We start from the raw sequence: 24,822 nt of genomic DNA on the forward strand, positions 1-24,822 counted from the left end.
ATTTTTTATTGAATTTTCCGGTTCAGAACTCATATTTTTCACCTTAAACCTGAAAAATTCGACCAAAAACTGACAAAAAACAGGGTAAAAACTGGAAAATATGACAAAATTTCAGGAAAAGTCTTTGGATAAGGTCAAATTTTCCAGGTTCAGAAGTGGGGAGGGGTACTTCAGAACTCGATGATTTCAGCTTTTTTATTCAAGCTTCCACCTTTTAGGTGGAAATTATTAGGTTTAAGCTGATAATTATTAGCTTTTTGCCGGAAATTTCCACCTTTTTGGCAGCTTTTTTTAGGTTTTTACCAAAGCATTTGACCAAAAACTGACAAGGGAGAAAGTTCAAAGTATAGAATTTCGGTAATACGCTGCTTTACATCAGTTTTTTGCTAGTTTTTTTAATTAAAATACACCCAAACTGCTTTAAAAGTAAGGAATCCTAATATAATTAATCTGTTTTGCCTAGATTCTTTGACCGAAATTCTTAATTTGACGAATAATTAGTAGAAAGGGTTGGGTTTATAATTGAGGTATAGGCAAATCCAAGGTTAAATATGAGAATTGACAAATGGTTAGAGAAGCAAAAAAAAAGAAAGGATTAACCAGAGATTTACACATAAGACCATTTGATGATGGAACAATTGCAAAACTTGATCTATTCAGATTCTACATAAGGGAATGGCTACCTGTGTTTATTTCGGCGAGAACAATCTACTGGAATACAATTAATATTTATGATTTTTTCGCTGGGCCTGGTAAAGATAAAAACGGAGTTTCTGGTACACCATTTATAATCTTGGAAGAACTTGAGCCTTATTGTGATATCATAATAAGCAAAGGACTAAAAGTAAATCTATACTTTAACGAATATGATAGAGAGAAATGTGCATTGCTAATTGAAAGTCTTGGTGAGAAAACAAATCTATTTCCTGTCCTAATTGAAACCGATTCATTAGATTTTGTCGAATCGTTTAACAAAAAGTATAATTCTCTACTTGGAAAAGATAATGCCAATCTATTGTTCTTCGATCAAACTGGTATAAAGCAAATTAATCCTGAAAGGTTTAAACAAGTAGTAAGTATTAAAAGAACAGACTTTCTATTCTTTATTTCATCATCAACGATTAAACGTTTTCCAGATCACCCAGCAATTGCTAAATATATTAAACTCAGTACAAAAGAAGTTGAAAACACTCCCTATCACAAAATTCACAATCTTGTCTTAGAATATTACAAATCTCTCATTCCTCCTAACAAAGAGTATTATTTAGCACCATTTTCCATAAAGAAGAATGCTGGATTGTATGGAATAATATTTGGAAGCAATAATGTTTTAGGAATAGAAAAATTTCTAAATTCAGCATGGAAGATTGATCCTGATCGAGGAACTGCAAACTTTGATATTGACAACGACAATATCATTCCCGGACAAGGAAACTTATTTACTGGCACAATTGAGCGACCTAAAAAGGTTGAATTATTTGAAAGTAATCTAAAGAGATTTATAAAGAACAAAACTCTAAGCACGGACAAATCAGTTTATCTATTTACTTTGAACTCTGGAATGAAGATACCTTTTGCAAGGTCGGTAATAAACAAAATGATTAAACGAAATGAAATAGCTTCTGATACGTTTAATTTAAGTAACAAGGTTTGTAAGAAGAATGCAATAATTAAAACCATAAACGTAAAGTAATGGCGCAATCATCAATTGAATGGACAGAAATGACTTGGAACCCAACAACGGGCTGCACAAAAATCTCCCAAGGGTGTAAATTTTGTTATGCTGAAATTATGTCTAAGCGATTACAAGCTATGGGTATTCAGAAATATAAAGACAATTTTAAAGTAACAATTCATCCAAACGAACTTAAAACACCGTATAAATGGAAGAAATCTAAAATAGTATTTGTTAACTCAATGAGTGATTTGTTCCATGAAGCAGTGCCTTTAAGTTTTATACAGCAAGTATTTGAGGTTATGAGAGACAATCCTCAACATGTCTTTCAAGTTTTGACTAAACGAGCAGAAAGGCTTCTAGAATTAAATAAAGAACTGAAATGGTCTCATAACATATGGATGGGAGTTTCTGTAGAAGATGAAACGGTCAAAGAAAGAATAAAAATGCTGCGAAAAACTCATGCAAAGGTTAAATTCTTATCTTTAGAGCCTTTGATCGGGCCTTTAAAAAGGCTAAATCTAAAAAAATTAGACTGGGTTATAGTAGGAGGTGAAAGTGGACATAAGCCACGTCCTATGAATCCAGATTGGGTCTTAGATATTCAGGAGCAATGTGAAAAATCAGGAGTTGCATTTTTCTTCAAGCAATGGGGAGGAAAAAACAAGAAGAAAAATGGTAGAGAACTGAATGGCAGAACTTATGATCAAATGCCAGAAATTGATTTGCAACATAGTGTGTAGATAGATCCACTCTATAATTTTCTCCACATACCACAGAAACGTTTGTGTGCCACAAAATTTTGGTAATCCAGTAGATGTAAATCCTAACTAAATAATTTGCTGTTCATTTAGAAGAGTTCCCGACCGTTAAAACAGTGAGGGTTTCGTTGAAGCTCGGTAAGAGTAATGATGGAAAATAAAGAAGGCTATCGACAAGCCGTATGAGGGAAAAGTTCACATACGGTTTGATGAAAGGTTACTGATTCTCTGCTCCTTAATTATTATCTTTATAGGTAATTAAATATGGTAGGCTCTTAGGCTCTACTCTACGGCACAAGAAAAAAAGAAAAAATGAGCAGAAAAAAGAGTCGAGATTTCACAAAGAAAAATGTGACAACACTTGCAGAAAGAGCTCATTTTTTATGCAGTAATCCAGATTGTAAGAAAATGACAACTGGTTCTCACTCAAATATTGGAAAATCATTGAGGTCGGGAGAAGCTGCTCATATTTACGGAGCAAGTGATAACGGTCCAAGATTTAATACCCAATTAAAAGATGAGGATATACGAAATATTAAAAATGGAATTTGGCTTTGTGGAGATTGTCATAAAATTATAGATACAGACCCCAAAAGATACTCAGTAAAAAATCTTCAAAAATGGAAATCTACCCATGAAGAATTTGTAAGGATTTTAAGGTCAAAACCAAACTATAATTCGCTACTTTATCTTTTAAAGCCAACTTATGACGAAGTACAAAAAGCAAAAGACCTTCTTGACTTTTTAGATAATCGAAGAGTATTTTATAATCAATCAGATGATGAAATTCCATCTCATGTTTTAAGTTCAATTCAGGAAGTAAGAAAAGAATTATTGCGAAAGAAAAGTCAAATTCCTGAAACTTTTTTAGCTGATAAAATTGACAAGATGTTAAAAGGGTTGAGACAATTTTTAGATACTCTTTTTGATGTAGATTTGAACACCCTCAAATGTAATAGCAATGATTCAGACTGGATAAGATTTGACACATCCATAAATGCAATGAGAAAAGTTTTTGGTGTGCTAATATTTGAAATTTCAAAGCATTTTCAAATTCCAGTTGGAAGTGATTTAGAAAAAATAGTTCCAGTCAATCAATGAAAATAGAAAGAAACCTGTGCCCAATAACTAAGCATTCTGACGGCTGGAACAGCCTTGTCTGAATGCAGTGTGTGTGCCCAGCATGGGCATCTGGTATCGAAGATGCTAAATTATTCCATCCGGTGAAAACCTGTAATAAACTACCGGAGTGATAGGGGTGGTGTGGATATAAATGGATTTACATTTGCTGGGTAGAATCCTATGAAAAGCAAATATTGAAGGCTATCGGTAAGCTGTATGAGGGAAAATTTCATTGTTTACCCCGTAATTATCCGGGGCCTGTCCTGTATTTAATAGGATACGGTTTGATGAAAGGGGCGTTGAAAGTTTACTGCTTATTATTGTCTTTATAATAATAAAGTAGGCTATCAGGGGCTACACTACTAGCGGATATTGAGAAGCCTTATTCACGGAAGAAAATTTTAGAATTTTGAAAATAGTAACCTTTAAGTTACATTTACGTCTATGGATAAAGTAAGGGAAGTCATAGCTTACCAAAACCATTTTGAGAACTTTCTTAGAAAGCAGACCGACAAAGTTCAAAACAAAATTTATAAAGTTATTGAGACCCTTGAAAGAGTTCCTGAAACTTACCTGAAGCCTATCAAAACAAAGAAGGGGTTGTTTGAAGCCCGTATCCAGTTGGGATCAAACATCTGGAGGGTGTTTTGTTTTTTTGACAAAGGTAAGCTAGTTATTTTATTAAATGGCTTTCAAAAGAAATCACAAAAGACACCACCCAAGGAAATAGAAAAGGCGAGTAAGTTGATGGACCAATACTTTGCCGAAAAAGACCCAGAAAAAAAGAAAAGAACAAAGAAATGAATACGAAAAGCTGGAAAAACATAAAAGATGATGTGTATGGAAGGAAAGGCACATCACGAAGAGACGAACTTGAAAGAGATTTTGAATCGTTTAAGATCGGTGTATTATTGAAGAAAGCCAGGGAGGACAAGAATTTGACACAAGAGCAATTGGCAGAATTAGTAGATAAGAAAAGGACCTACATTTCAAGGGTCGAAAATAACGGAAGCAATCTGACACTTAAAACGCTCTTCGACATAGTAGAAAAAGGATTGGGAGGAAAAGTCAAAATTTCCATTGAATTGTAAAAAGAATAGGCACTATAACATCACCTTGGAATACAGCAGGGGTTCAGGGTAAATGGAAAGTCCAGTATCATTAAAAAATTAGGAGTAGGCATGAAGTGAACGTCTCAGAAAGCCCGCCGTCTCCAAGCTGAATCTCGTTAGGCAATATTTAAAACAAGAGCGAAATGTCAATGACTCAAGTAGCTTTTCTTAGAAAGGCCCACATACCAACAAAAACACAAATTGAAGAGACAATTCAAGGACTTGGTTATGACTTTAAAATCTTGGGCGACTCTGAAAATATCACAGAACTTCACGGACTATCTTGTTCAATAAACGGACACGTAACATTCTTTGAGACCTATTTTGACCAGCCAACAGAAATAACAAATGACTGGAATTGGATAAAGCCCGACTTAACAAATCAGGACTCAGCTATATCGTTCGTTTGGGGAGTGGATTTCGCAGCAGGTGCTTGCATTGGACTTATTTCGATTGCACTTATTGACAAAGGACAAGCACTTATTTATTATTTGGATGACGAAATGAAATACTCAAGAGAAATGCTTGTTGCTGACACTCCCCAATTCATGAGCGAAATTGAAAAACAAAAGAAAAACACAATACCAAGTTCGACAGAACCAAAACCGACAAAGATTGTGGAAACCGATTAAAAAAGCTTTTTGGACAAACTAAAAGACTTGTTTAAATGAAAATAAAAAACATTGCCTAAAATAACTAAGCATTCTGACGGCTGGAACAGCCTAGTCTGAATGCAGCGTGTGTGCTCAGAATGGGCATCTGGTATCGAAGGTACCAAATTATTTCAGCCGGTGAATACCTGTAATAAACTACCGGATTGATAGGGGTGGTGTGAATATAAATGGATTTAAATTTGCTGGGTAGAGTCATTAGAAAAGCAAATGAAGAAGGCTATCGGTAAGTCGTATGAAGGAAAAGTACCCTGTAATTAACTGAGTACGGTTTGATGAAGGTGGCGCTGATTCTTTACTTTTTATTAGTATCTTTAGAGGTACTGACAAAGTAGGCTATCCGGGGCTACTCTACTAGCACATTGAAAAGAAATGAAAGAAAATAGTGAAATTGAGATTTATCAAAGCCCTGACGGTCATACAGAAGAACAGGTGACTTTTGATGATGATACAGTTTGGTTAAATCAAGAACAATTGGGAGAATTGTTTGATCGGGACAGGACGGTTGTCGGACGGCACATTAGGAATATTTTCAAAGAAGGTGAATTAGATGAATCTATGGTATGTGCAGATTTTGCATACACCACTGAACATGGTGCTATTAAAGGCAAGACTCAGTCAAAGACTACCAAGTATTATAATCTCGATGTAATTATTTCGGTTGGTTATAGAGTCAAGTCCATAAGAGGAACACAATTTCGACAGTGGGCAAGCAATAGACTCAAAGACTATTTAATCCAAGGGTATTCCATTAATGAGATACGACTAGAGCAAAAAAATCAAGAGCTAAAATTATTGAAGTCCGGTATACAAATACTAGGAAGGGCTATTGAGGAAACAGCACAAGAAGAAGGAATTCAATGGCTTAATAAGTTTGCAAAAGGCCTTGCACTATTAGATGATTATGATCACGAAAGGCTCGACTCTAAAGGCCTATCAATAAAGACCGCAAAATACCCGTCAAAAGAAGAATATCAATCCTTGATAAATCAAATGAAGCTAGAATTTGAGTCTGACGTATTCGGACTTGAGAAAGACCAAAGCTTCGAAAGTGCGATCATCCAAATTTCAAAAGGCTTCGGTGAGAAAGATTTTTATCCGAGTATTGAAGAAAAAGCTGCAACTCTACTCTATCTTATAATTAAGAATCATGCTTTTGAAGATGGCAACAAGAGAATAGCTGCGGCTTGTTTTCTTCTATTCCTTGAAACCAATAAAGCCCTTATGTATATTGATGGAACCGCCATTATTAGCAATTAAGCTCTTGCTAGCATTACACTTTTCACAGCCGCAAGCAAACCAGAAGAAATGAATGTAGTTAAGAATTTAATCGTGAGTATATTGAATAGAAACAAAAAGTAAAAACGTGTGGCAATAACTAAGCATTCTGACGGCTGGAACAGCCTAGTCTGAATGCAGTGTGTGTGCCCAGCATGGGCATCTGGTATCTATGATACCAAATTATTCCAGCCGGTGAATATCTGTACCGATCCTTTAGGTAGCCTGTGTCGATTTTTATCGGTATCCCGTAAACACGGAACAGACTCTTAGGAGGTCTTGGAATAGATTTAGTTTCTATGGGCCAAGAAGTTATCAGAAACGAGCTTTAAGGGCTACAGAGACCTGTAAATAAAACAGGCCATGTTGACCCTTGAGAATAAAATAGTTTACAGCCCTCTTTGCCTTTGTCAAAGTTCAATTCTATATTAACTTTTTGTACAGATAATTTTGGCTAAAGCCGGATGCGGTAGGGCCGCTTTTAAAAATGGGCTAAAGCCCATTCCTATTGATAAGGTAATTTTAGGAACTAAGGTTCTGTCCTGATTTATTACAAGAATAATATTCCATACCTGTCAGTGGATGATAGTTTGCATCTTATTATTATCTTTATAGGTATTAATGAATTAGCCTATCAGGCTATATTTTACTCACTTATTAAAAATGAAGAAACATTATTCAATCGTTTTAATAATTGTCTTTTCCATAATCATTTATCCAGAAATCCAAAAAAGAATTGAATCGGTTGATAATAAAATAATACTTGCAAGTACCGATCTTTTTGGAGCAAATATCCTGACAGAGCTAAAAATATATTTTAGGATAGTTACTGAAAATGATAAAGAAAACAACACTATTACTTTGTACAAATCCTCTAATAACCTTCAGCTTTATAAGCTATACAAAGATAATGGAGGGCATCCAAGTCAAGATTACTATGTATTTAATATTGATGATAATTCAGTTGAAAACTTAAGAAGGATTGACGTTTTAATAGACTCCGTAGAAAATGGGAATTTATCTAATGATAAAGCACTTTCAAAATGGCGTTATTATCAGATTGATCTTAATCTTTTTAATCAATTATACACTAAAGCTTCTACTGTAAATAAAATGAAAGAATATGCCAAACTTTATACTTCTGGCAATGAAAGCTTTAAAGAACTAAAAAATCAAAATGACATTCTCGAAATATTGAAGTTTTGGCCAAAACCTAAACATCTTATTTTAGATGTAGCTATAGGAGACTCCACAAATATTATTAAAGATTTCAATTTTATTGATTCGTTATCAAGAAATGAATTTTTGAGTTGGGATTTAAAAAGTGGAGTATTGAAATATTCTTTTGGATTCAAAAAATCAGCTATTGAAAGAGTTGAAATTAATTATATGGGGTTGATAGGTAACGAAAGAACTATTCAATTTTAAATAAACAAGTGGTAACAATTAAGCTATAATGATGTGATTAATGCTTTGTTCATTGTAGCCTTGAGCAGTAAGGATTTGACTCAGCATCTGGTAGCTTTCTTCTATGATGATTAAATTGGTTTTGTTGAGTAATTCAGTAGCGGTAAAATTATTAAAAAATAGAGGAATTGATTGTTTAGTAGCATTATTAAGTCCTTGCTTCATTGAATTTTGAGGTCTTAAAAGCGTAAGAGATAGATGTTTTTCTGGCTGAAGTAAAGGCCTTTCGATAAAATGTTGCTGATTCTTTGCTTCTTATTATCTTTATAGGTATTGATGTAATCTCTTAGGCTCTATTCCACAAGTAAAATGACTTACAGACCAAACATATTAGTTGTCTGCGGACGAAATAAAAGAAGAAGTCGAACTGCTGAGTATATATTTAAAAATGACAATCGATTCAATATTCGTTCTGTGGGACTAAGTCCAAAAAGTGAGCGACAAATCCGTGAAAATGACATTGATTGGTCTGACTTTATATTTGTGATGGAGGACCAGCAAGGTGTAAGAATATCACGCACTTATCGACACCTGAAATTACCACCTCTACACGTTCTTCATATTGAGGATGAGTACGAGTATCTAGACAATGAACTAATTGAAATGTTGACAGATCAAATCAATTGGACATTGAAAATTGAATGTAAAATTGAATAAAAAATCATTGGCTAATAACTAAGCATTCTGACGGCAGGCCCTTCGACCTTTCGACTCCGTTCAGTGACCACAGATTCAGGGACTAGTTTGTGGCATTGGTATTAAGGCTTCCTGGAGAGTTTTCTTTTTCCGTAAAATGGAGCATATTGACCCCCTAAAATAAAATAATTTGCAAACATCTTCCCTTTGGTATAGTTCAACTTCCTATTAATCCATTTGTTAGCTAAATTTCGGCTAAAGCCGGATGCGGTATCACCGATCTTTAAAAATGTGCTAAAGCCCATTCCTACTAATAGCTATTTTTTGGAATCTGGCTTAGTTTCAAATGGTGAAGCCTGAGGGGCTTCAATGAAAATGTCCACGGGTGGACAACCCGTGGGTAGGAAGGCTTAAAACATATTGCTTTGAAGGGACAATACTTTAAGCAAAATACCTAGGAGTTATCTTTCAGACGCTCCCTATATCTGAAAAAATTCAATCACCTGAAAATCTGTTTTTAATTTCTTCTAAAATAAAGGGATAACCCCTAAATCTTGGTTGCGATTTATCCAGCCTGCTTCAAAAGTATTGAATCTCATAAATACGTTCGAATCTTCATTTCAGTACGAATCACTTCCTTTTCCGATTCATATTTGTACCATTAAATTGATATAGCAGCGTAATCAATCATTGAATAATGATTGGCACTAAGCTAAACTAATATGCAATATGGGGCATGCGCTGTAAATGAAATTCTAAAAATGTATTATTATGAAAAAGACAATATTGACCTTGACATTGTGTGGACTTGCTTTAATTGCTAAATCTCAAAACGTAAGTGTAGAAAAATCAACATTTGGATTGCAAACCGGAGTTTTAGGAATCTGGGCATACAATGAAGCAAAACTATCAAATAACATTGCCCTAAGAACAGAGCTTGGTTTTGACTTTGGTATATGGGAAACTACTTATTATGATGATTTTGACTCTCCATTTATCCTTACACCTGTAATTGTTGTTGAGCCAAGGTTTTATTACAACCTCAAAAAACGCGCTGAGAATTCAAAAAGAATTGATGGAAACAGTGGTAATTTTATTGCTTTAAAAACCAGTTATCATCCGGAATTGGCGCTGTTCAATACTGACGATGCTCCGGTGGTAAGTGATTTCTCCATTATTCCTACTTTGGGAATTAGAAGAAATATAGGGAAACGTTTTAATTACGAAGCAGGTATTGGGGCAGGGTATAGTTACACCCTTGCTAAGGGTGCCGGCTATTCAAAGAACGAGGGAGGAGTAGAATTAAATATGCATTTGCGAATTGGGTATAGCTTGTAGAATAAACAGGAAAACAACATCCAAACTTTGCACTTACAATGTAAGGAAGAAAAAAATGAGAGAAATGAAGAAAAATAATCAAACGAATTACGTAGCTGCAGGAATCGCAATCGGAACAGGCATAGGGGCAACAATAGGAGTTGCTATGGAGAACTTGGCTATTGGTATCCCTTTAGGTGTTGCCATCGGAGCCGGAATAGGATTTGTCTTAAAGGAAAAGAAGAGGACCAGATAGGAAGGGTATATGGGAAAAGAGCTTAGGAATGCTTGGCACTAAACGATACAAAAATGTAATCATTTGTTAAGCCTGAATAGGGTAAGAAAGAAATGCCTCAACTCTTCGATAAAAAACTACCAAGCCTAGACTTTAATTATGAATTTTAATTGATAAAAAGCTGCCTCATCAAAACTACCCCCCATACCCTTGGGATACGGATACTATGCATAGCCAAGCCATTGGTCATTATTAAGAAGAAAAACAATAAGCAAATGAAAACAATATTTTCATCGTCAGTATTACCGAACACAGAGGAAAAGAAAAAGAACCGTTGGTCGGTTTCAATAACTGTACTGATTTTATTTATTATTGGATCGATTATAAATATTCCTTTTAGCAGAGAAGTCAAAAGATTGAATATAGAGGCAGGCAAAACAGGAATAAAACTGAATGATTCAGTTATGACTGATTTGACAACAATTGGGATTAGCAGTCTGATATTGGGTATGATATTAACTTTTATCGGACTGTGGATTTCATCAAGAGCAAATTTAGGAGCACCAATAATTGCAAGATTCTTTTCAAAGAAGCCGATTAGTGAAATAATAAATAAGGAGGCTGTATTATCAAGTATTTTTTTGGCGACAATAGTAGCTTTGATTCTATTAGGGTTATTTGAAATTCAAAAAGAACTTTATCCGGTTAGTGGTAAGATACCACGTCCATCTAAACCTTTTTATGCGCTTGTCTCATTTTCTGCCGGAATTACTGAAGAAATTATGTTCAGATTAGGACTTATGTCATTGATAATTACCGGTATTCAATTCCTGAATAAGGTAGATTATCCGTCGCGTAAAACAATCTGGACAGGAATTTTTATTTCAGCAATCTTTTTTGGCCTTATACACCTTCCACTATCGAAAAACTTTGTGGAACTAACGCCTTTTACCATTGGGGTAACAATGATCGGCAACCTAATAACAGGTACAACCTTTGGGTGGATATTTTGGAAACGTGGATTATTGATAGCCATACTTTCACATATTACATTTGATTTAGTATTTCACGTTATCGGAACACCCTACACATAGAGCTAAAAAAGCTCAATTGACTGTTCAACCTTATTAAAGAAGTGAAAATAATCCGAGTGGAAGGATTTAGGTCTTAGACAGAGAATTTATGCCAAAATCAATTATTCTGGAGATGGAACAAAAAACGTTTTGCAATTACTTAGCATTCTGGCGGCTGGAACCTTCGCCTCCCTTCGACCCTTCGACTCCGCATAGGGACCACAGGTTCAGGGAAGGGGCTCAGGCCCTTTTATGAAGTGAAGATTGAGGTTTTTTTTGTTAGGAGAGGAGTGATAAATAAAACGGAGCATATTGACCCCCCTAACATAAAATAGTTTGCAGCCATCTTCCCTATGGCAAAGTTCAATTTCCAATTAATCCTTTTGTTGGTTAGATTTTGGCAAAAGCCTGATGCTGTATTACCCTTTTTAAAAATAGGCTAAAGCCAATTCCTATTGAGAGGGTAATTTAAGGAACTAAGGTCTGTCCTGATTTATTACAAGAATAATATTCCTTATCTGTCAGTGGATGATAGTTTGCATCTTATTATTATCTTTATAGGTATTAACAAAGTAGGGGATCGGGACAGTTTAATGAAAGTAGTGTGCTATCCTAAAATCGGTTAGATTAGTTTAAAATTTTAAATAAATAAAATGAATACTTTAAAAGTCACAGATGAAAGTGCGGCTGGTCATATTTTGCATGAAATATCCTTGCAATTTGAATCGGAATATATAACTGTGTTAGAGCTTATAGAAGCCCGAATAAATTCGGAGATACAGCGATATGAGCAAGATGTAAATAATTATCAGAAAGGCCTTGTTTTGCCACATGACATGGAAAAACGTTTAAACAGGAAAAAAGTCATTAAATTGGATCGGGAAAAACAGCTATATGTTGCACTCGAAACTTTTAGAAATAATGGGTTTTTCATATTGGTAGATGACGAACAAGTAGATAGTCTGGAACAGAGATTTCTAGTTGACGAGTCAACTCATGTTTCATTTATTAAATTAACTCCTATGGTTGGAGGGTAATAAAAATAGAATTAGATGTTCAATTTTTTTAAAAGAATTATAAAATCAAAAAATGATGATAATGAGCTTAAAAAGCTTATTTCCGCTATTCATAATAAAGTTAATTATGTTTATAGTGCCAATGATTTATCAAGAATTGAAGAATATGAAAATTTAAAAAAATTATCAGAAGAGGAACAAAAAGTTCTTATTAATAAACTCACAGATATCATCTGTTGTTTTTCTATAAAATTTGCTGAATCTAAGGGTAGGAATTCATTTAACAGTGATGATATAAACTATTTTGGCAGGCCTATTGCATTTGCTATACAAAGTGGCTTACTGCGTAGAAAATTAAATTATAATGAACATGAGTGGATTGAACTTTTGAGAAGCTTTAAAGATAGTTCAGATAAAATATCAAGGAATAATAATGGCTATTTTCATGATTTTCCCATTAATCATGCGATAAAACAAATTGAATATTATTTAAAGAATAATGAGCGATCCAAGACCCTTACTTCGTTTATAAATGAAGCATTGGAATGGGAAGAGTTTAAAAATACCTCAAATAAACAATATTTTGGTAGTGATATGGGAAAGGCCACTAAAAAATTAAGAGCCTTGTTGGTAAAGGAAGGAAATATTCCAGTATTTAGTTTAAAAACCAATGATATCGGAAATGAAGTAAATGAAATTATTAATTCTGTCAAAGAAAATAGAGATGCAATTGATCAAATCTTCTATTTAGCCTCGAATGTTACCAGTTCTAAACCGTCAAAGAAATTTAGTCAAGAAGTAGCCAAACTTCAAGACAAAATAGGCCTAGAGTCATTCAAAAAAATAGCACACAGAGTGCTAGAAACTCCATTAAATCATAATCCCTTTAACGAAAGTACCACACATGAATACAATGGTCAGGTTTATAATTATGTTGAGACAGTTTTCTTGTGTAATCCCAGCCAACAATTTATTAAGGGGATGGTTTGGACAGTAGAACGGTTCTCTGATAAGGAAACCATACGAATACTCAGTAAACTATGTGAAAAGACGTACTTAAAAATCCCAGGAAAAGGGCCAGCCGCGGCATCCATTGGAAATGCATGTGTTTACGTTTTAGGAAATATGAGAGGTAAAGATGGATTAGGAGCTTTGTCTCGGCTTAAACTTAAAATTCGACAAAACAATGTAAAAAAGACGATTGACAATCATTTAACAGAAGGGGCCAAGAAATATAATGTTTCGGTTGAGGAATTAAAGGAGATGGCTGTGCCCGATTTTAATCTTGTAAAAGGGGAAAAAATAATTCAGTTTGATGGCTATTCACTAAAGATATTTATTGAAGGAAGGAAAGTAAGCCAACAGTGGCTCAAGCCGGATGGTCTACCAATTAAAAGTGTGCCCAGTTTAGTTAAAAAGAGTACTTCTTTATCTAAAAAACTTAGTGATATCCGAAAGGAAATTAAAGAAATTCAGAAGGTATACAGTGCACAGAAACAAAGAATAGACAATCAATTTATTTTAGATAGGACCTGGGATTTTGTGTCATTTGAGAAGTATTATTTAGAGCATGGCTTAGTTGCTCCAATAGCCGAAAAGTTAATATGGATTTTTACAAAAGGAAATATGGTTGCCGATGCCATAACCCTTAATGGTAAATGGTATTCTAAAGAGCATAAATCAATAAATTGGATTGATGAAGAAACAACTGTAAAACTCTGGCATCCGGTATATTCTGATGAAGAAACCATTATTGCCTGGCGGGAAAAAATGATGGAACTGGAATGGAAACAGCCAATAAAACAAGCATTCAGGGAAATTTATATACTTACAGATGCAGAAGTGAATACACTTACCTATTCCAATAGAATGGCAGCTCATATTTTAAAGCAACATCAATTTAGTTCCTTGGCTAATCTGAGAGGGTGGAAATATTCACTATTAGGTGCTTTTGATGATGGCAGAGATAATGAAATATGCGAAAAGTATTTACCAGAATTTAAGATAACAGCCCAGTTTTGGATTGATGAATTAAGTCAAGACGAGAGTTGGAATGATACGGGTATTTGGCTCTATATATCAACTGACCAAGTAAAATTTACTAAAGAAAACGGTGAGGTAATGGAGTTGGTTGATGTCCCAAAAATCATTTTCACGGAAATAATGCGTGATGTAGATATGTTTGTAGGAGTAGGTAGTGTAGGGAATGATCCACAATGGATGGATAATAACGGAGAAAGACAAACAAACCGCGACTACTGGACATCATACTCTTTCGGAGACTTAACGGAAATTGCAAAAACTAGAAAAGCTATTTTGGAAAGATTGCTTCCTCGCCTAAAAAAAATAAGGGATAAAGCGGAAATTGATGGCAAATTCTTGATGATTAAAGGTCAACTTAGAACTTATAAAATCCATATTGGTAGTGGTAATATTTTAATGGAGCCAAATGATCAATATTTATGTATTGTCCCATCACGATCTGCAGAAAATTCTACTGATAAAGTTTTTATTCCATTTGAAGGTGATAGAGGCTTATCTATTGTATTAAGTAAGGCGCTTTTATTAGCAGAGGATAATAAAATAACGGATTCTACAATAATGAGCCAGATAAATCGATCATAGGATCAAATTACACGAATATTGAAATTACCAAGAATTCTGACGGCTGGAATCCTTCGGCACCCTTCGACTCCGCTCAGGGACCACAGGCTCAGGGGCCAGATCGTTGCCTTGGGGTTTAGGGTTAGAATGGGGAATGGTTTTCTTTTTTAGTAAAACGGACCATATTGCCCCCCTAAAATAAAATAATTTGGAGCCATCTTTCCTTTGGCAAAGTTCAATTTCCTATTAATCCTTTTGTTAGCTAGATTTTGGCTAAAGCCGGATGCTGTTTTACCGCTTTTTAAAATGGGCTAAAGCTCATTCCTATTGAGTAGGTATTTTTTGTAATATGGCTTATTTGATATTCAAGAAGCCTGAGGGGCTTCAACAATAATAACCACGGGTGGCACCCGTGGTTAGGAAAGCATTTATCAAATCTGCAACTCTGGAAGGGGTTGAACAGGAGCCTTGGAGCTGAATTAGCCTTTATGATAGAAAGCTACTTTTTGTCTTGATTGTGAATTAGGATAGTATTACTTACCTGTTAGTTGCTGATTCTCTGCTTCTTATTGTTATCTTTGTAGGTGTTAAAGTAGCGGATCAGAGGCTATGCTACGCAACGAGCTGTGAAATCAGTTATCTTAAGAAATAGCAAGGACTAAATTGATATTTTTGTATCTTTAATAAAAAGCTAAAGATGGATTTGCAAACGAGAAAATTGGAACTTATACAAGAATTTTTAAAAATTGAAAGTGAAGAGGTTATTTCAAGGCTTGAAAAAATCTTGAGAAAGGAAAATAAAATATCAGAAAACGATGATTTTAAACCAATGACAATTGAGAAGTTTAACTCTCGAATTGACCAATCTATGGAAGATTCAAAAAATGGCCGGTTAATCGAAGCGAGTGAATTGAAAGCAAAAATTGATAAGTGGAATTAAATTTATTTTGGACTGATTTTTCTCAAAAAGAGCTCGAGAAAATCTATGAATACTATCGAGAAAAAGCAGGAGTCCGAGTTGCTAAAAATCTCGTTAACGGAATTTACAATGAAGTTCTAAAATTAAAAATTCAACCTAGAATTGGGCAAGTAGAGGAATTTTTAAAGAACAGAAAACAAGAATTTAGATATTTAGTTTACAAGAATTATAAAGTCATTTATTGGATTAATGAAGAAGAAAACAGGATTGAAATAAATGATGTTTTCGATACTAGACAAAACCCACTAAAAATAAAAAGAACCATCTAAAGCCAGTTGCACAACAATTAAGCTACAATGATGCGATTAAGGCTTTGGTTCATTAGTTCTGAGCAGTCAGAGTTGGGACTCAGCTTCTTGCAGCGCCTGTATACTTTGCTTCATAATTTTTGAGGTCCCCCGCTAGGTGTAGTTTATGTCTTCGTGAACTGGGTGTAGGTTTGCAAAACACCCTTCTATCCTTTCCAATTTGCAATTGGAATTGGACGGAATTACCAATGATCCACGGTTATCAAACCTTCTAATCCAGCATAATTTCATCTGTTTATAATTGTTTGTCTCGTCCTGAAAATGGTTGACACTTTTGTTTTTCAAATATAGTAAGTGTTTTAATTTCTAAGAAGTTTCATTTAACTTACAGTACCACGATAAAGCGGAGGCAAGCTCTGCTGAGGAGCAACTTGCCAAGGAATAGTCGTTTGGTCCGATAGCGTTGCTATTTTCAGACCGGGCCTTGACAGGTTCGGTCTTCTTTTTCCAATTATATTTCTTTCCAATAACGCGTTCGGTATCATGCCTTGTAAAACCTTCGTCATGTACTTGGTTAGGTGTTAGATTTCCTAAACTCTCGTGTGGTCTCATATCATTATAGATTTTGATAATTTTAATGATGTATTTTTTCGGGTTGATATTTGTTTCTCCTGCAATATCCTCCAGCCACTCTTCCTTTAGGATTCCATTTACTCTTTCCGCTATGGCATTTTCATGTGGTGAAGCGGGCTTCGTCATACTGATCCAAACTTTCTTCTTTTTCAATAGGTCGGTGTAATCATAACTGCAGTACTGTACCCCACGGTCCGAATGATGGACAAGGGAATAATGGTTAATGTTTTCTTGAGACTGGAAAGCCACCTTCAGGGCTTCAAGTGCTGATTCAGCCTTCAGATCCAGAGAAAGATTCCAGCCCACTATTTTCTGGGAATAAGCATCCGTAATAAGATACAGATACATGACTTGCCCATTTAGTAAAAGGTAGGTAATATCGGAAACCCATAACTGGTTGGGCCTGTAGACAACCATGTTTTCTACCAGGTTATGGTACTTCCTAAGCCAATGATGGCTTTGGGTAGTGAAAAACTTCCTTTTTCTTTTGGTTACTAATAACCCGTTCACTCGAAGCAAATCAAACAGTTTATCCCTGCCTATCTTGATTTTCATTCCTATTAGGTCTTTCTGAATCAGAGGGTTTATCTTTCTCAACCCCCATCTGGATGTTTTGGCCTTCTTTCTGATCTTTAAAACAAGACTCAAGACCACCTCTTCCTCAAATGCCCCGCGGTAAATATAATTTAAAGCTTTATAGTAGCCCTGCCTGCTCTTGCCAAACAATTCACAAAGTTGGGCCAAACTTACTTTTGGTTCTTCTTCTCTGAGTCTTTGAACTGTTTGGCACCAGACTTTTTTTCAAGATCTAGCCCATATTCTTCTTTGGCAATATCTACCATGATCTGGTATGCCCTGCCCTTCAAACGGCTAAGCTTCAGCTCTTCTTCAAGTTGCCTTATACGGGCTTTTAACTCACTATTGGAATCCTCTTTTATTGCCATGTTTTTTAAAATCGGAAGAGGATCTTTAGGAAGCCTTCTTTCAAGACCAGCAAAAATCCTCATCCATTCCAAGATAGCGGATTTGCTTTTAATTCCATAAATATGCCTTGCCTGTTCTTTGCTTAAAGTACCTGAAAGTACTTCCATAACGATTTTTCTCCTTGCATCTTCGGAGAACTTTTGTAATTCACTCATTTTGTCCGATTATAGGTTTACAATTTTTAATTAAATTGTGTCAACCTATTTCAGTACACGACCGTTTTTTAATGGTCAGAACTTGCCCCGGTTTATCGGGGTGGAATCTCGCATAGCTGATGATCGTCTAATCGCGTGACAATTGGGTCATGCTCGATTTCTTGCACTCGAACACATGTAATCCTCTGGTTTTTCCACGATTCCTGCCCTTACTGGATTCTCATGTATATAATTCATTCTACTTTCAATCATTTCAGTTCGATAAAGTTCGATAGCATGGTTTTCATGTGTCCAAAATTGCATCTACCCAGTTCTTTTATTAGATTTCGCATGATAGGCAAAAATTATCTTCAACCATTCCTTTCTGCTTTCCTGAGGGTTTTCAATTATCATTTTTAGCAATTTCTTGCTTGTAAATTTCTTAAAATCACGCACCCATCCTGATAAATTCGCATCTTTTTGTTGAACAACCAAGTAAAGGTGATTGGTCATGATGACATAACCAAAGAGGAAAAGTCCCTTTTCCTTTCTACAATAAGCCAAATTTTCCAAGATAAAATCTCGATAGACTTTTCTTGAAAACACATCTGCCCATCCCACCACTTGGAATGTTAAAAAATAGGGCATTTCATCTGTTTATATTTGTTTTCCAAAGGTCAGAACTTGCCCCGGTTTATCGGGGTGGAATCTCGCTACAATAATCATTTTTTGGCCTGACGATTTTGTCATGCTCGATTTCCTGATCTCTTATTTGATAAGCCTCTCCCATAACTAAAAATAGTCTATCCTTGAATGAATTGCCAATGAATGCTGCCCAAGTGTATTGTTGATTGGGTTGGGGTTTCAAATTTCAGTACAGTATTCAAAATTTTATCCATTTGTTTACATAAAGGGGGGCTTCAGAAGCCATTGCAAATGGCATATAAAAGATTTCGACTTAGAAGTCAGTTAGGAATAAAAGGGTGTAGAGGATTCTACACCCAGCCGAGGTTTCAACAACAATAAGCACGGGTGGCAACCGTGGATAGGGAAGCATTTATTAAATCTGCAACCCTGGAAGGGTTGAAGGAGCCTTGGAGCTTGAATAGTCTTTATGATAGAAAGTTCCTTTATTCTTGATTTAGAATTAGCATTTTATTCCTTACCTGTTAGTTGCTGATTCTCCGCTTATTATTATCTTTATAGGTATTAATAAAGTAGGGGGTCAGGGAATACGCTGTGCAGGCATGCAAAAATGATAACAATAGAACTACATAAAAGATATTTCATTACTGAAAAAAAACTAATTGAAGAGTTAGATAGCCGGTTTGACCAAGTGGCGAATGATGAAGCTAATTGGACTACAACCTACGTTGACAATGAAACAGGTGATAAGTGGCTTTACTACAGAGTTGATACCGAATATCATGGTGGTGGAAATCCAGTTATGGGACGGCTGCCTCTACCAGACACGAGTAAACTCATTGACATTGTATTGCAGACAGTTAATGAAGGTGAAGTTTTTGCAGCATGTCGGACACTTGTAAACAATGAACAACTAAGGAAAATAGATTTTCGGTCTGACTTAATTAACCGACTCGAAGATTTGAAGAATAAGGACAGACAAAAGATGATTATTGATCTGACAGGACTTGACTCGTCAATGAACAGAAGAGGAATCATTGGAAAGAGTTCATACCACGTGGACAAGGACGCACAACACTTTCAAAAGATTGCTGACAGAGCGATAAAATTAAAAGAATAGAAAAAATACGACCCGTCAATAACTAAACATTCTGACGGCTGGATCCCTTCGACACCCTTCGGCAGGCTAAGGGACCGTGCTCAGGGACCAGTTTATTAAGTGAAAATTAGGATTATTTTGAAAGGAGGGGAGTAATAAATAAAACGGACCATATTGAAACCCTAAAATAATTTGCAGTCCTCTTTCCTTTAGTAAAATTCAATTTCCTATTAATCCTTTTGTTGGTTAGATTTTGGCTAAAGCCGGATGCTGTATTACCCTTTTTAAAAATAGGCTAAATCCAATTCCTATTAATAGCTATTTTTTGGAATATGGCTTTGTTTCAAATCGTGAAGCCTGAGGGGCTTCAATAATAATAGCCACGGGTGGCACCCGTGGTTAGGAAAGTATTTATCTAACCTGCAACCCTGGAAGGGTTGAATATGGGTTTAGTAGCAGGAATGTCTTATTGTAATTAACTACATATGTCTTGAATTAGGTCTTAAAGTTTTCAATCATTACCTGTCAGTGGCTGCAAGTTTACTTCATATTATTATCTTTATAGGTATAATTAATATAGGTTGTCAGGATCTATTTTATGCGCAAATTATAAAAATGAAGAAAGTCACCAGTATAATATTGACCTATAGAGAGGCATTAATGCATATCTGGAACACATATTATGTAATTGACCAATCGGTTGCAGGCGATTTTATTTTCGAGGTTGATAAAGCATTTTCACTTGTAGAAAAAGGACTTTTTGACTCATTAGTTCAGGCAAAAATATTTGACTATGCCCAAGAACCAGATTTTAAGGATTGTTGGGATATTTATGTAGTCCCTAGAAAACGAATAACTCAAACGAAAGGTGGCATAAAAAAAGGGCTTTATTGCGAATGGAAGGACTACGAATTTCAAAATGATGATACGATATTCAAATTCAACAGGCTTTTCGACTGTGACCAAGAAGGTGAAATGAAAGGAGAATTTGTGAGGGTAAAACCATACAATTCTCAAAACGAAAGACCCTTTACAGATTATTTGTTCAAAATAGACGATGTAGAATTCTATATAAAAAACTAACGCCAACAATTAAGCTACAATGATGCAATTTAAGGCTTCGATTTATTGTAGTCCTGAGCAGCCAAGATTGGGACTCTGCCTCAGGTAGTCTTCTGCTATGGGGGTTGGATAGGCTTTTTACTTGGTAAAGGGAATTAGCTGGCATTAAAATTAGACGAATTGATTGTCTAGTAGCACTTTTAAGTCCTTGTTTCATGATTTTTGAGGTCTCAGGTAACCGGAGGCATAGATGTCCCAATGATTTCATTTAAGCTTTTTGATAAATCCGGGGTAAATGTTTTGGATGGGTTTTATAAATAAATCGGACCATATTGCCCCCCTAGAATGAATAAGTTTGCAGCCATCTTCCCTTTGGTATAGTTCAATTTCCTATTAATACTTTTGTTAGCTAAATTTTGGCTAAAGCCGGATGCTGTTTTACCCTTTTTAAAAATGGGCTAAAGCCCACTCCTATTGAGTAGTTATTTTTAGAAATAGGGTTTATTTGATATTCAAGAAGCCTGAGGGGCTTCAATAATAATAGCCAAGGGTGGCACTAGTGGTTAGGAAAACATTTATCAAATCTGCAAGCCTGAGAAGGGTTGAACAGAAGCCTTTATAATTTGGAAAGCCACTTTTTATCCTTAATCAGGACCTAAAGGTATTATTCATTATCTGACAGTCGCTGGTAGTTTACACCTTTTAGTTAATAATTAGGTATGCTGTCACGGGCTAGTCTACTTTTTCATTTCCAAACAAGAATGAATACGCATTTCGATAATTGCGTAACTGCAGTTTGACGACCCATTAATATTTCCAAAAAATGGATACTTATTCCTTATTGTTTCCGTTTTTGGTAAACAATTTCGTATATTGATCGTATGAATGTAATAGAAACCTCTTCAGGGAACAGTCATATCGTTGAGATAAATCCCGTAGAAGATGGTGACTATAAAACACTTAGCAAGAGTCGTTTTTTCTTTGACTGGAAAAAAGAAAAAGCTTATGAAATATATAAGTTACAACTATCAGGAACAAGTGAAATTTTAGGGATTATATCATTAGAAAAAATCCCAGAAGAGTGGCGAGTACACATTAGACTTTTAACCGTTTCAAAAGATAACAGAGGAAAAGAAAAACAGTATGACGGAATTGCGGGGAATTTAATAGCGTACGCAGCTAGAATCGCGGTTAAGGAATATGCTGAATATGCCTGTGTATCCTTAAGGCCAAAAAGTCAAATTGCCCAACATTACATTGACAAATACAATATGAAATTAACGGGTATGACTTTGAGTATAGAGGTGCCTGAAATTTTGGATTTAATTAATCAGTATGACCATGAAAAGTAAAACTAATAAGGATCTTATTGCAGATGCTGAATATGGATTAGATTCAAGGTATAATTCAAAGAAAGAACGAGAATCAGAAGCTGCATCATTAATGGAAGCACGATTAATGAGAATGAAGAATTTGTCTAAAGAGCATATTATTCGAGCAAAACTCATGCAGCTAAAGTTAAAAATGGAAGCATATATCGAGCAACCAATGTATGATGATCAAAATCACTTTGCTGATTTCCTAAAAATATATGTAGACACCATTTATTCAACAAGAAATCACTTTGCTGAGGATATTAATATTACACCAATCAGGCTTAGTCAAGTAATTAACAATCACCGAGATCCCAAAGATGAATTTATTATGAAGTTAATGATTCATTCTGAGAAGGTATTTGAAAAGATCTGTAGTTTTCAAAAGGAAATTTGGTACCAAGTATATTTTCATGAGAAATTATGTGACACCATGTCAAGCCAAGTAGAATGGAGAACAAAGCTTGAAAAGGATGTTAAGTTTAGTACAGTAATAGATTAGAAAATTACTCATGAATATGAACCGGCATATGAAGTGAAGATTGAGGTTTTTTTGTTGGGAGGGGAGTAATAAATAAAACGGAGCATAATGACCCCCTAGATTAAAATAATTTGCAGCCCTCTTCCCCTTGGCAAAGCTCTTTTCCATAATAATCCTTTTGTTGGTTAGATTTTGGCTAAAGCCGGATGCTGTATTACCTACTCAATCTCAATAGGAATGAGCTAAAGCCCATTCCTATTGAGATTGAGTAGGTGTTTTTTGGAATCTGGCTTAGTTTCTAATCGTGAAGCCTGAGGGGCTTCAACTACAATAAGTAAGGGTGGCAACCTTTTGACAGGCAAAGATTTGAGTTTAAGGAACAGGTTATAGGCTTTGCGTATGGGTTTTATCTTAAGCAACGGAGCATATTGACCCCCTAGAAAAAAGGTTTATTGCTCGTTTCTCTTTGGTATAACCCAAATTAATTTTTTTGTTCGCTTGATTTTGGATTTTACCCTTGTATCCATAAAAAATAAAATCAGCTAAATCCAATCGTCTTCTTTTTTACGTAGGTAGGTTTTCAAAGGTGATAAATACGCACTATTCTTTAACTAAATAAAAATTGAAATGAAAAATTCTAACCTAATTAAAGGCCTTCTTGGCTTTTCTTTGCTCGCTTTTGCTTCATGTGATGATAATGACATGATGGATATGGATAAGCATGGGGCAACTTTATTTGTTACCAGCAACGCCAGTGGTGATATCAATACCTATCAGTTTGAAGAAGATGGAGGGGTGGTAATGAATATGTTTACTACGCTTTCTACGGGAAATGAAGGCGTTCACTACGATGAGACCAATGATGACCTTATTGTGGCTTCTAGGAGTGCACTTCAAGTAAATGTATATGCTGATGTTTCCAGTGTTTTGATGAATCCCTCACTTGCTTTAAACTTGGGAGGTTCCAGTGCTGCAGAATTAATGAATCCAAGGGCCATGGCGGTAAACGGAAATACTGTGGTAATTGCTGACAATCAGCAAAACCAGTTTTTCGTCTATACAAAGTCTGGCAACAGCCTGATGTTGAAGAATACTTTTGATATTGATTTTGCTGTCTGGGGAATTGAATTTATTGGTGACGACCTATTTGCAGTAGTGGATAAAACAGCTGACCTGGCAGTATTTACTAATTTTTCGTCAAACACTTCGGATGGAATGCTACAAGCCTCAAAAAGGGTTACCATTGAAGGTATTGTACGTACGCATGGACTGGCGTATGATGCGATGAAGGACATGATGGTGATGACAGATATCGGTGACGCTGAGAATACTGAAGATGATGGAGGGTTTCATCTTATTAAAGATTTCAATAGCACCTTCAATAATACCTCCGATGGTGGAACTATCGGGATGTCTGCTCAGACAAGAGTGGCAGGTGCTGCCACGATGATGGGTAACCCCATTGATGTGGCTTATGACGGCGAATCCGGCACGGTATATATTGCAGAAATTGGAAATGGTGGAGGTCGTGTACTGGCCTTTTCCGGTTATGGAAATGGTGGAAATGTATCTCCTACATGGAATGTAGCTCTTAGTGGAGCCAGTTCTTTGTATTTGGCTACTGATTAATTTGCTGTGAGTACGAAAGTTCAGTTGGTATAAGTAGAGTTGATAATATTGCTCGGACCATTGTGGGAAAGGTGAAATTTCATAAGGTGAAGAGGGACATTTATATGTCCTTCTTTTTTAGGTTTACGCTATAGAATTTGAGATGAGAGCAGAACCTGACGGCTTGAATGCTTTCTAAGTTTTGTGGTCAAAACAACTTTAACAAAATTCAATATTAATACTATTTTTACCTAAATTGTGGCTAAAGCCGAGTGCTATAATTACCGCTTTTTTAAAATGGGCTAAACCCCATTCCTTTTGAGTAGATATTTTTTATAATATAGCTTATTTGATATTCAAGAAGCCTGAGGGGCTTTAACAACAATAATAACCACGGGTGGACATCCTGTGGATAGGAAAGTAACCATCAAATCTGCAACCCTGAAAGGGGTTGAACAGGAGCCTTGGAGCTGGAATTGTCATTTTATGATGGGAGCCCACATTTTGTGAGGAATAAGGAAACAGTTATATTATTCTTTTCCTGCTGGTTGTTGATCATTTGCTTCGTTGTATCTTTATGGGGAATGGAGATAGGCCTATGAGGCGAGA

Annotated in this window: 26 protein-coding genes; 21 read left to right on the forward strand and 5 right to left on the reverse strand. The window is 35.5% G+C overall.

Going from position 1 to position 24,822, the window contains the following annotated elements; translation table 11 throughout:
* Nucleotides 1-565 precede the first annotated feature (565 nt).
* From tcmP to CA2015_RS09340, 8 genes are all read left to right on the forward strand, one after another.
* On the forward strand, nt 566-1,693 hold the full coding sequence (gene tcmP / locus CA2015_RS09305; RefSeq protein ID WP_048641657.1) for a three-Cys-motif partner protein TcmP: 1,128 nt from the start codon (nt 566-568) through the stop codon (nt 1,691-1,693).
* Entirely contained in the window at nt 1,693-2,418 is a 726-nt protein-coding gene (locus tag CA2015_RS09310) for a DUF5131 family protein (protein ID WP_048641658.1), read from the forward strand. Before tcmP ends, CA2015_RS09310 begins: the two co-directional genes overlap by 1 nt.
* A gap of 330 nt (nt 2,419-2,748) precedes the next feature.
* Nucleotides 2,749-3,537: an HNH endonuclease gene (locus CA2015_RS24425; protein WP_157470397.1), complete on the forward strand. Its 789-nt coding sequence runs from the start codon at nt 2,749-2,751 to the stop codon at nt 3,535-3,537.
* A gap of 465 nt (nt 3,538-4,002) precedes the next feature.
* The gene (locus CA2015_RS09320) at nt 4,003-4,362 is read left to right on the forward strand and encodes a type II toxin-antitoxin system RelE/ParE family toxin (protein ID WP_048641659.1); all 360 of its coding nucleotides are present in this window, start codon (nt 4,003-4,005) and stop codon (nt 4,360-4,362) included.
* Entirely contained in the window at nt 4,359-4,649 is a 291-nt protein-coding gene (locus CA2015_RS09325; protein ID WP_048641660.1) for a helix-turn-helix domain-containing protein, read from the forward strand. Before CA2015_RS09320 ends, CA2015_RS09325 begins: the two co-directional genes overlap by 4 nt.
* A gap of 164 nt (nt 4,650-4,813) precedes the next feature.
* Complete coding sequence (locus CA2015_RS09330; RefSeq protein ID WP_157470399.1) at nt 4,814-5,302, forward strand: hypothetical protein; 489 nt, start codon at nt 4,814-4,816, stop codon at nt 5,300-5,302.
* A gap of 411 nt (nt 5,303-5,713) precedes the next feature.
* Nucleotides 5,714-6,601 (forward strand): virulence protein RhuM/Fic/DOC family protein, encoded by an 888-nt coding sequence (gene rhuM, locus CA2015_RS09335; RefSeq protein WP_240477955.1) that lies wholly within the window; start codon nt 5,714-5,716, stop codon nt 6,599-6,601.
* Nucleotides 6,602-7,282: 681 nt separating this feature from the next.
* Nucleotides 7,283-8,047 carry a hypothetical protein gene (locus tag CA2015_RS09340; protein WP_048641662.1) on the forward strand — a complete coding sequence of 255 codons (765 nt, stop codon included), beginning with the start codon at nt 7,283-7,285 and terminating at the stop codon, nt 8,045-8,047.
* Nucleotides 8,048-8,065: 18 nt separating this feature from the next.
* Here the strand turns inward: CA2015_RS09340 and CA2015_RS09345 are convergent, their stop codons facing one another.
* The gene (locus CA2015_RS09345) at nt 8,066-8,251 is read right to left on the reverse strand and encodes a hypothetical protein (protein ID WP_048641663.1); all 186 of its coding nucleotides are present in this window, start codon (nt 8,249-8,251) and stop codon (nt 8,066-8,068) included.
* Nucleotides 8,252-8,395: 144 nt separating this feature from the next.
* Here CA2015_RS09345 and CA2015_RS09350 point away from each other — a divergent pair, with 144 nt between their 5' ends.
* The 8 genes from CA2015_RS09350 (at nt 8,396) to CA2015_RS09390 (ending at nt 16,215) form a co-directional block, all read left to right on the forward strand.
* The gene (locus CA2015_RS09350; protein WP_048641664.1) at nt 8,396-8,743 is read left to right on the forward strand and encodes a protein-tyrosine-phosphatase; all 348 of its coding nucleotides are present in this window, start codon (nt 8,396-8,398) and stop codon (nt 8,741-8,743) included.
* A 750-nt stretch (nt 8,744-9,493) separates the two neighbouring features.
* Nucleotides 9,494-10,060, forward strand: a complete 567-nt coding sequence (locus CA2015_RS09360; RefSeq protein ID WP_048641666.1) for a hypothetical protein — start codon at nt 9,494-9,496, stop codon at nt 10,058-10,060.
* Nucleotides 10,061-10,115: 55 nt separating this feature from the next.
* Nucleotides 10,116-10,295, forward strand: coding sequence for a hypothetical protein (locus CA2015_RS09365; protein WP_048641667.1), 180 nt, complete (start codon nt 10,116-10,118; stop codon nt 10,293-10,295).
* A 254-nt stretch (nt 10,296-10,549) separates the two neighbouring features.
* Complete coding sequence (locus tag CA2015_RS09370) at nt 10,550-11,368, forward strand: CPBP family intramembrane glutamic endopeptidase (RefSeq protein WP_048641668.1); 819 nt, start codon at nt 10,550-10,552, stop codon at nt 11,366-11,368.
* A gap of 632 nt (nt 11,369-12,000) precedes the next feature.
* On the forward strand, nt 12,001-12,384 hold the full coding sequence (locus CA2015_RS09375; protein ID WP_048641669.1) for a hypothetical protein: 384 nt from the start codon (nt 12,001-12,003) through the stop codon (nt 12,382-12,384).
* Nucleotides 12,385-12,399: 15 nt separating this feature from the next.
* Nucleotides 12,400-14,988 (forward strand): DUF4132 domain-containing protein, encoded by a 2,589-nt coding sequence (locus CA2015_RS09380; RefSeq protein WP_048641670.1) that lies wholly within the window; start codon nt 12,400-12,402, stop codon nt 14,986-14,988.
* 676 nt (nt 14,989-15,664) lie between these two features.
* Nucleotides 15,665-15,907, forward strand: coding sequence for a hypothetical protein (locus CA2015_RS09385; RefSeq protein ID WP_048641671.1), 243 nt, complete (start codon nt 15,665-15,667; stop codon nt 15,905-15,907).
* Nucleotides 15,898-16,215 carry a type II toxin-antitoxin system RelE/ParE family toxin gene (locus CA2015_RS09390; RefSeq protein WP_048641672.1) on the forward strand — a complete coding sequence of 106 codons (318 nt, stop codon included), beginning with the start codon at nt 15,898-15,900 and terminating at the stop codon, nt 16,213-16,215. The genes CA2015_RS09385 and CA2015_RS09390 overlap by 10 nt, the downstream gene beginning before the upstream one ends.
* Before the next feature lie 345 nt (nt 16,216-16,560).
* Here CA2015_RS09390 and CA2015_RS09395 read toward each other — a convergent pair whose 3' ends face one another.
* The 4 genes from CA2015_RS09395 to CA2015_RS09405 all read right to left on the reverse strand — a co-directional run bounded on the left by CA2015_RS09395 (nt 16,561) and on the right by CA2015_RS09405 (nt 18,593).
* Nucleotides 16,561-17,571 (reverse strand): IS3 family transposase, encoded by a 1,011-nt coding sequence (locus CA2015_RS09395; RefSeq protein WP_048640785.1) that lies wholly within the window; start codon nt 17,569-17,571, stop codon nt 16,561-16,563.
* Nucleotides 17,572-17,573: 2 nt separating this feature from the next.
* Nucleotides 17,574-17,966 carry a hypothetical protein gene (locus tag CA2015_RS09400; RefSeq protein WP_048640786.1) on the reverse strand — a complete coding sequence of 131 codons (393 nt, stop codon included), beginning with the start codon at nt 17,964-17,966 and terminating at the stop codon, nt 17,574-17,576.
* A gap of 147 nt (nt 17,967-18,113) precedes the next feature.
* Nucleotides 18,114-18,269 (reverse strand): hypothetical protein, encoded by a 156-nt coding sequence (locus CA2015_RS25055; RefSeq protein WP_205749827.1) that lies wholly within the window; start codon nt 18,267-18,269, stop codon nt 18,114-18,116.
* Entirely contained in the window at nt 18,270-18,593 is a 324-nt protein-coding gene (locus tag CA2015_RS09405) for a transposase (protein ID WP_205749808.1), read from the reverse strand. It abuts the gene before it with no gap.
* 688 nt (nt 18,594-19,281) lie between these two features.
* On the opposite strand from CA2015_RS09405, the gene CA2015_RS09410 reads away from it, so the two are divergent.
* From CA2015_RS09410 to CA2015_RS09430, 5 genes are all read left to right on the forward strand, one after another.
* Nucleotides 19,282-19,710 carry a hypothetical protein gene (locus tag CA2015_RS09410; RefSeq protein ID WP_169786476.1) on the forward strand — a complete coding sequence of 143 codons (429 nt, stop codon included), beginning with the start codon at nt 19,282-19,284 and terminating at the stop codon, nt 19,708-19,710.
* 594 nt (nt 19,711-20,304) lie between these two features.
* On the forward strand, nt 20,305-20,772 hold the full coding sequence (locus CA2015_RS09415; protein ID WP_048641674.1) for a hypothetical protein: 468 nt from the start codon (nt 20,305-20,307) through the stop codon (nt 20,770-20,772).
* Nucleotides 20,773-21,632: 860 nt separating this feature from the next.
* Entirely contained in the window at nt 21,633-22,103 is a 471-nt protein-coding gene (locus tag CA2015_RS09420) for an N-acetyltransferase (RefSeq protein WP_014020005.1), read from the forward strand.
* Nucleotides 22,093-22,626: a hypothetical protein gene (locus tag CA2015_RS09425; protein WP_048641675.1), complete on the forward strand. Its 534-nt coding sequence runs from the start codon at nt 22,093-22,095 to the stop codon at nt 22,624-22,626. Before CA2015_RS09420 ends, CA2015_RS09425 begins: the two co-directional genes overlap by 11 nt.
* 606 nt (nt 22,627-23,232) lie before the next feature.
* Nucleotides 23,233-24,234, forward strand: a complete 1,002-nt coding sequence (locus CA2015_RS09430; RefSeq protein ID WP_048641676.1) for a hypothetical protein — start codon at nt 23,233-23,235, stop codon at nt 24,232-24,234.
* The last annotated feature ends 588 nt before the right edge of the window (nt 24,235-24,822 follow it).

The organism is Cyclobacterium amurskyense (genome assembly GCF_001050135.1).
Lineage (GTDB): Bacteria > Bacteroidota > Bacteroidia > Cytophagales > Cyclobacteriaceae > Cyclobacterium > Cyclobacterium amurskyense.

Coding starts and splice junctions, on each gene's coding strand:
- tcmP (WP_048641657.1), top strand. CDS start 566: ATGGTTAGAGAAGCAAAAAAAAAGAAAGGATTAACCAGAGATTTACAC.
- CA2015_RS09310 (WP_048641658.1), top strand. CDS start 1,693: ATGGCGCAATCATCAATTGAATGGACAGAAATGACTTGGAACCCAACA.
- CA2015_RS24425 (WP_157470397.1), top strand. CDS start 2,749: ATGAGCAGAAAAAAGAGTCGAGATTTCACAAAGAAAAATGTGACAACA.
- CA2015_RS09320 (WP_048641659.1), top strand. CDS start 4,003: ATGGATAAAGTAAGGGAAGTCATAGCTTACCAAAACCATTTTGAGAAC.
- CA2015_RS09325 (WP_048641660.1), top strand. CDS start 4,359: ATGAATACGAAAAGCTGGAAAAACATAAAAGATGATGTGTATGGAAGG.
- CA2015_RS09330 (WP_157470399.1), top strand. CDS start 4,814: ATGTCAATGACTCAAGTAGCTTTTCTTAGAAAGGCCCACATACCAACA.
- rhuM (WP_240477955.1), top strand. CDS start 5,714: ATGAAAGAAAATAGTGAAATTGAGATTTATCAAAGCCCTGACGGTCAT.
- CA2015_RS09340 (WP_048641662.1), top strand. CDS start 7,283: ATGAAGAAACATTATTCAATCGTTTTAATAATTGTCTTTTCCATAATC.
- CA2015_RS09345 (WP_048641663.1), bottom strand. CDS start 8,251: ATGAAGCAAGGACTTAATAATGCTACTAAACAATCAATTCCTCTATTT.
- CA2015_RS09350 (WP_048641664.1), top strand. CDS start 8,396: ATGACTTACAGACCAAACATATTAGTTGTCTGCGGACGAAATAAAAGA.
- CA2015_RS09360 (WP_048641666.1), top strand. CDS start 9,494: ATGAAAAAGACAATATTGACCTTGACATTGTGTGGACTTGCTTTAATT.
- CA2015_RS09365 (WP_048641667.1), top strand. CDS start 10,116: ATGAGAGAAATGAAGAAAAATAATCAAACGAATTACGTAGCTGCAGGA.
- CA2015_RS09370 (WP_048641668.1), top strand. CDS start 10,550: ATGAAAACAATATTTTCATCGTCAGTATTACCGAACACAGAGGAAAAG.
- CA2015_RS09375 (WP_048641669.1), top strand. CDS start 12,001: ATGAATACTTTAAAAGTCACAGATGAAAGTGCGGCTGGTCATATTTTG.
- CA2015_RS09380 (WP_048641670.1), top strand. CDS start 12,400: ATGTTCAATTTTTTTAAAAGAATTATAAAATCAAAAAATGATGATAAT.
- CA2015_RS09385 (WP_048641671.1), top strand. CDS start 15,665: ATGGATTTGCAAACGAGAAAATTGGAACTTATACAAGAATTTTTAAAA.
- CA2015_RS09400 (WP_048640786.1), bottom strand. CDS start 17,966: ATGAGTGAATTACAAAAGTTCTCCGAAGATGCAAGGAGAAAAATCGTT.
- CA2015_RS25055 (WP_205749827.1), bottom strand. CDS start 18,269: ATGCAATTTTGGACACATGAAAACCATGCTATCGAACTTTATCGAACT.
- CA2015_RS09405 (WP_205749808.1), bottom strand. CDS start 18,593: ATGCCCTATTTTTTAACATTCCAAGTGGTGGGATGGGCAGATGTGTTT.
- CA2015_RS09415 (WP_048641674.1), top strand. CDS start 20,305: ATGAAGAAAGTCACCAGTATAATATTGACCTATAGAGAGGCATTAATG.
- CA2015_RS09420 (WP_014020005.1), top strand. CDS start 21,633: ATGAATGTAATAGAAACCTCTTCAGGGAACAGTCATATCGTTGAGATA.
- CA2015_RS09425 (WP_048641675.1), top strand. CDS start 22,093: ATGAAAAGTAAAACTAATAAGGATCTTATTGCAGATGCTGAATATGGA.
- CA2015_RS09430 (WP_048641676.1), top strand. CDS start 23,233: ATGAAAAATTCTAACCTAATTAAAGGCCTTCTTGGCTTTTCTTTGCTC.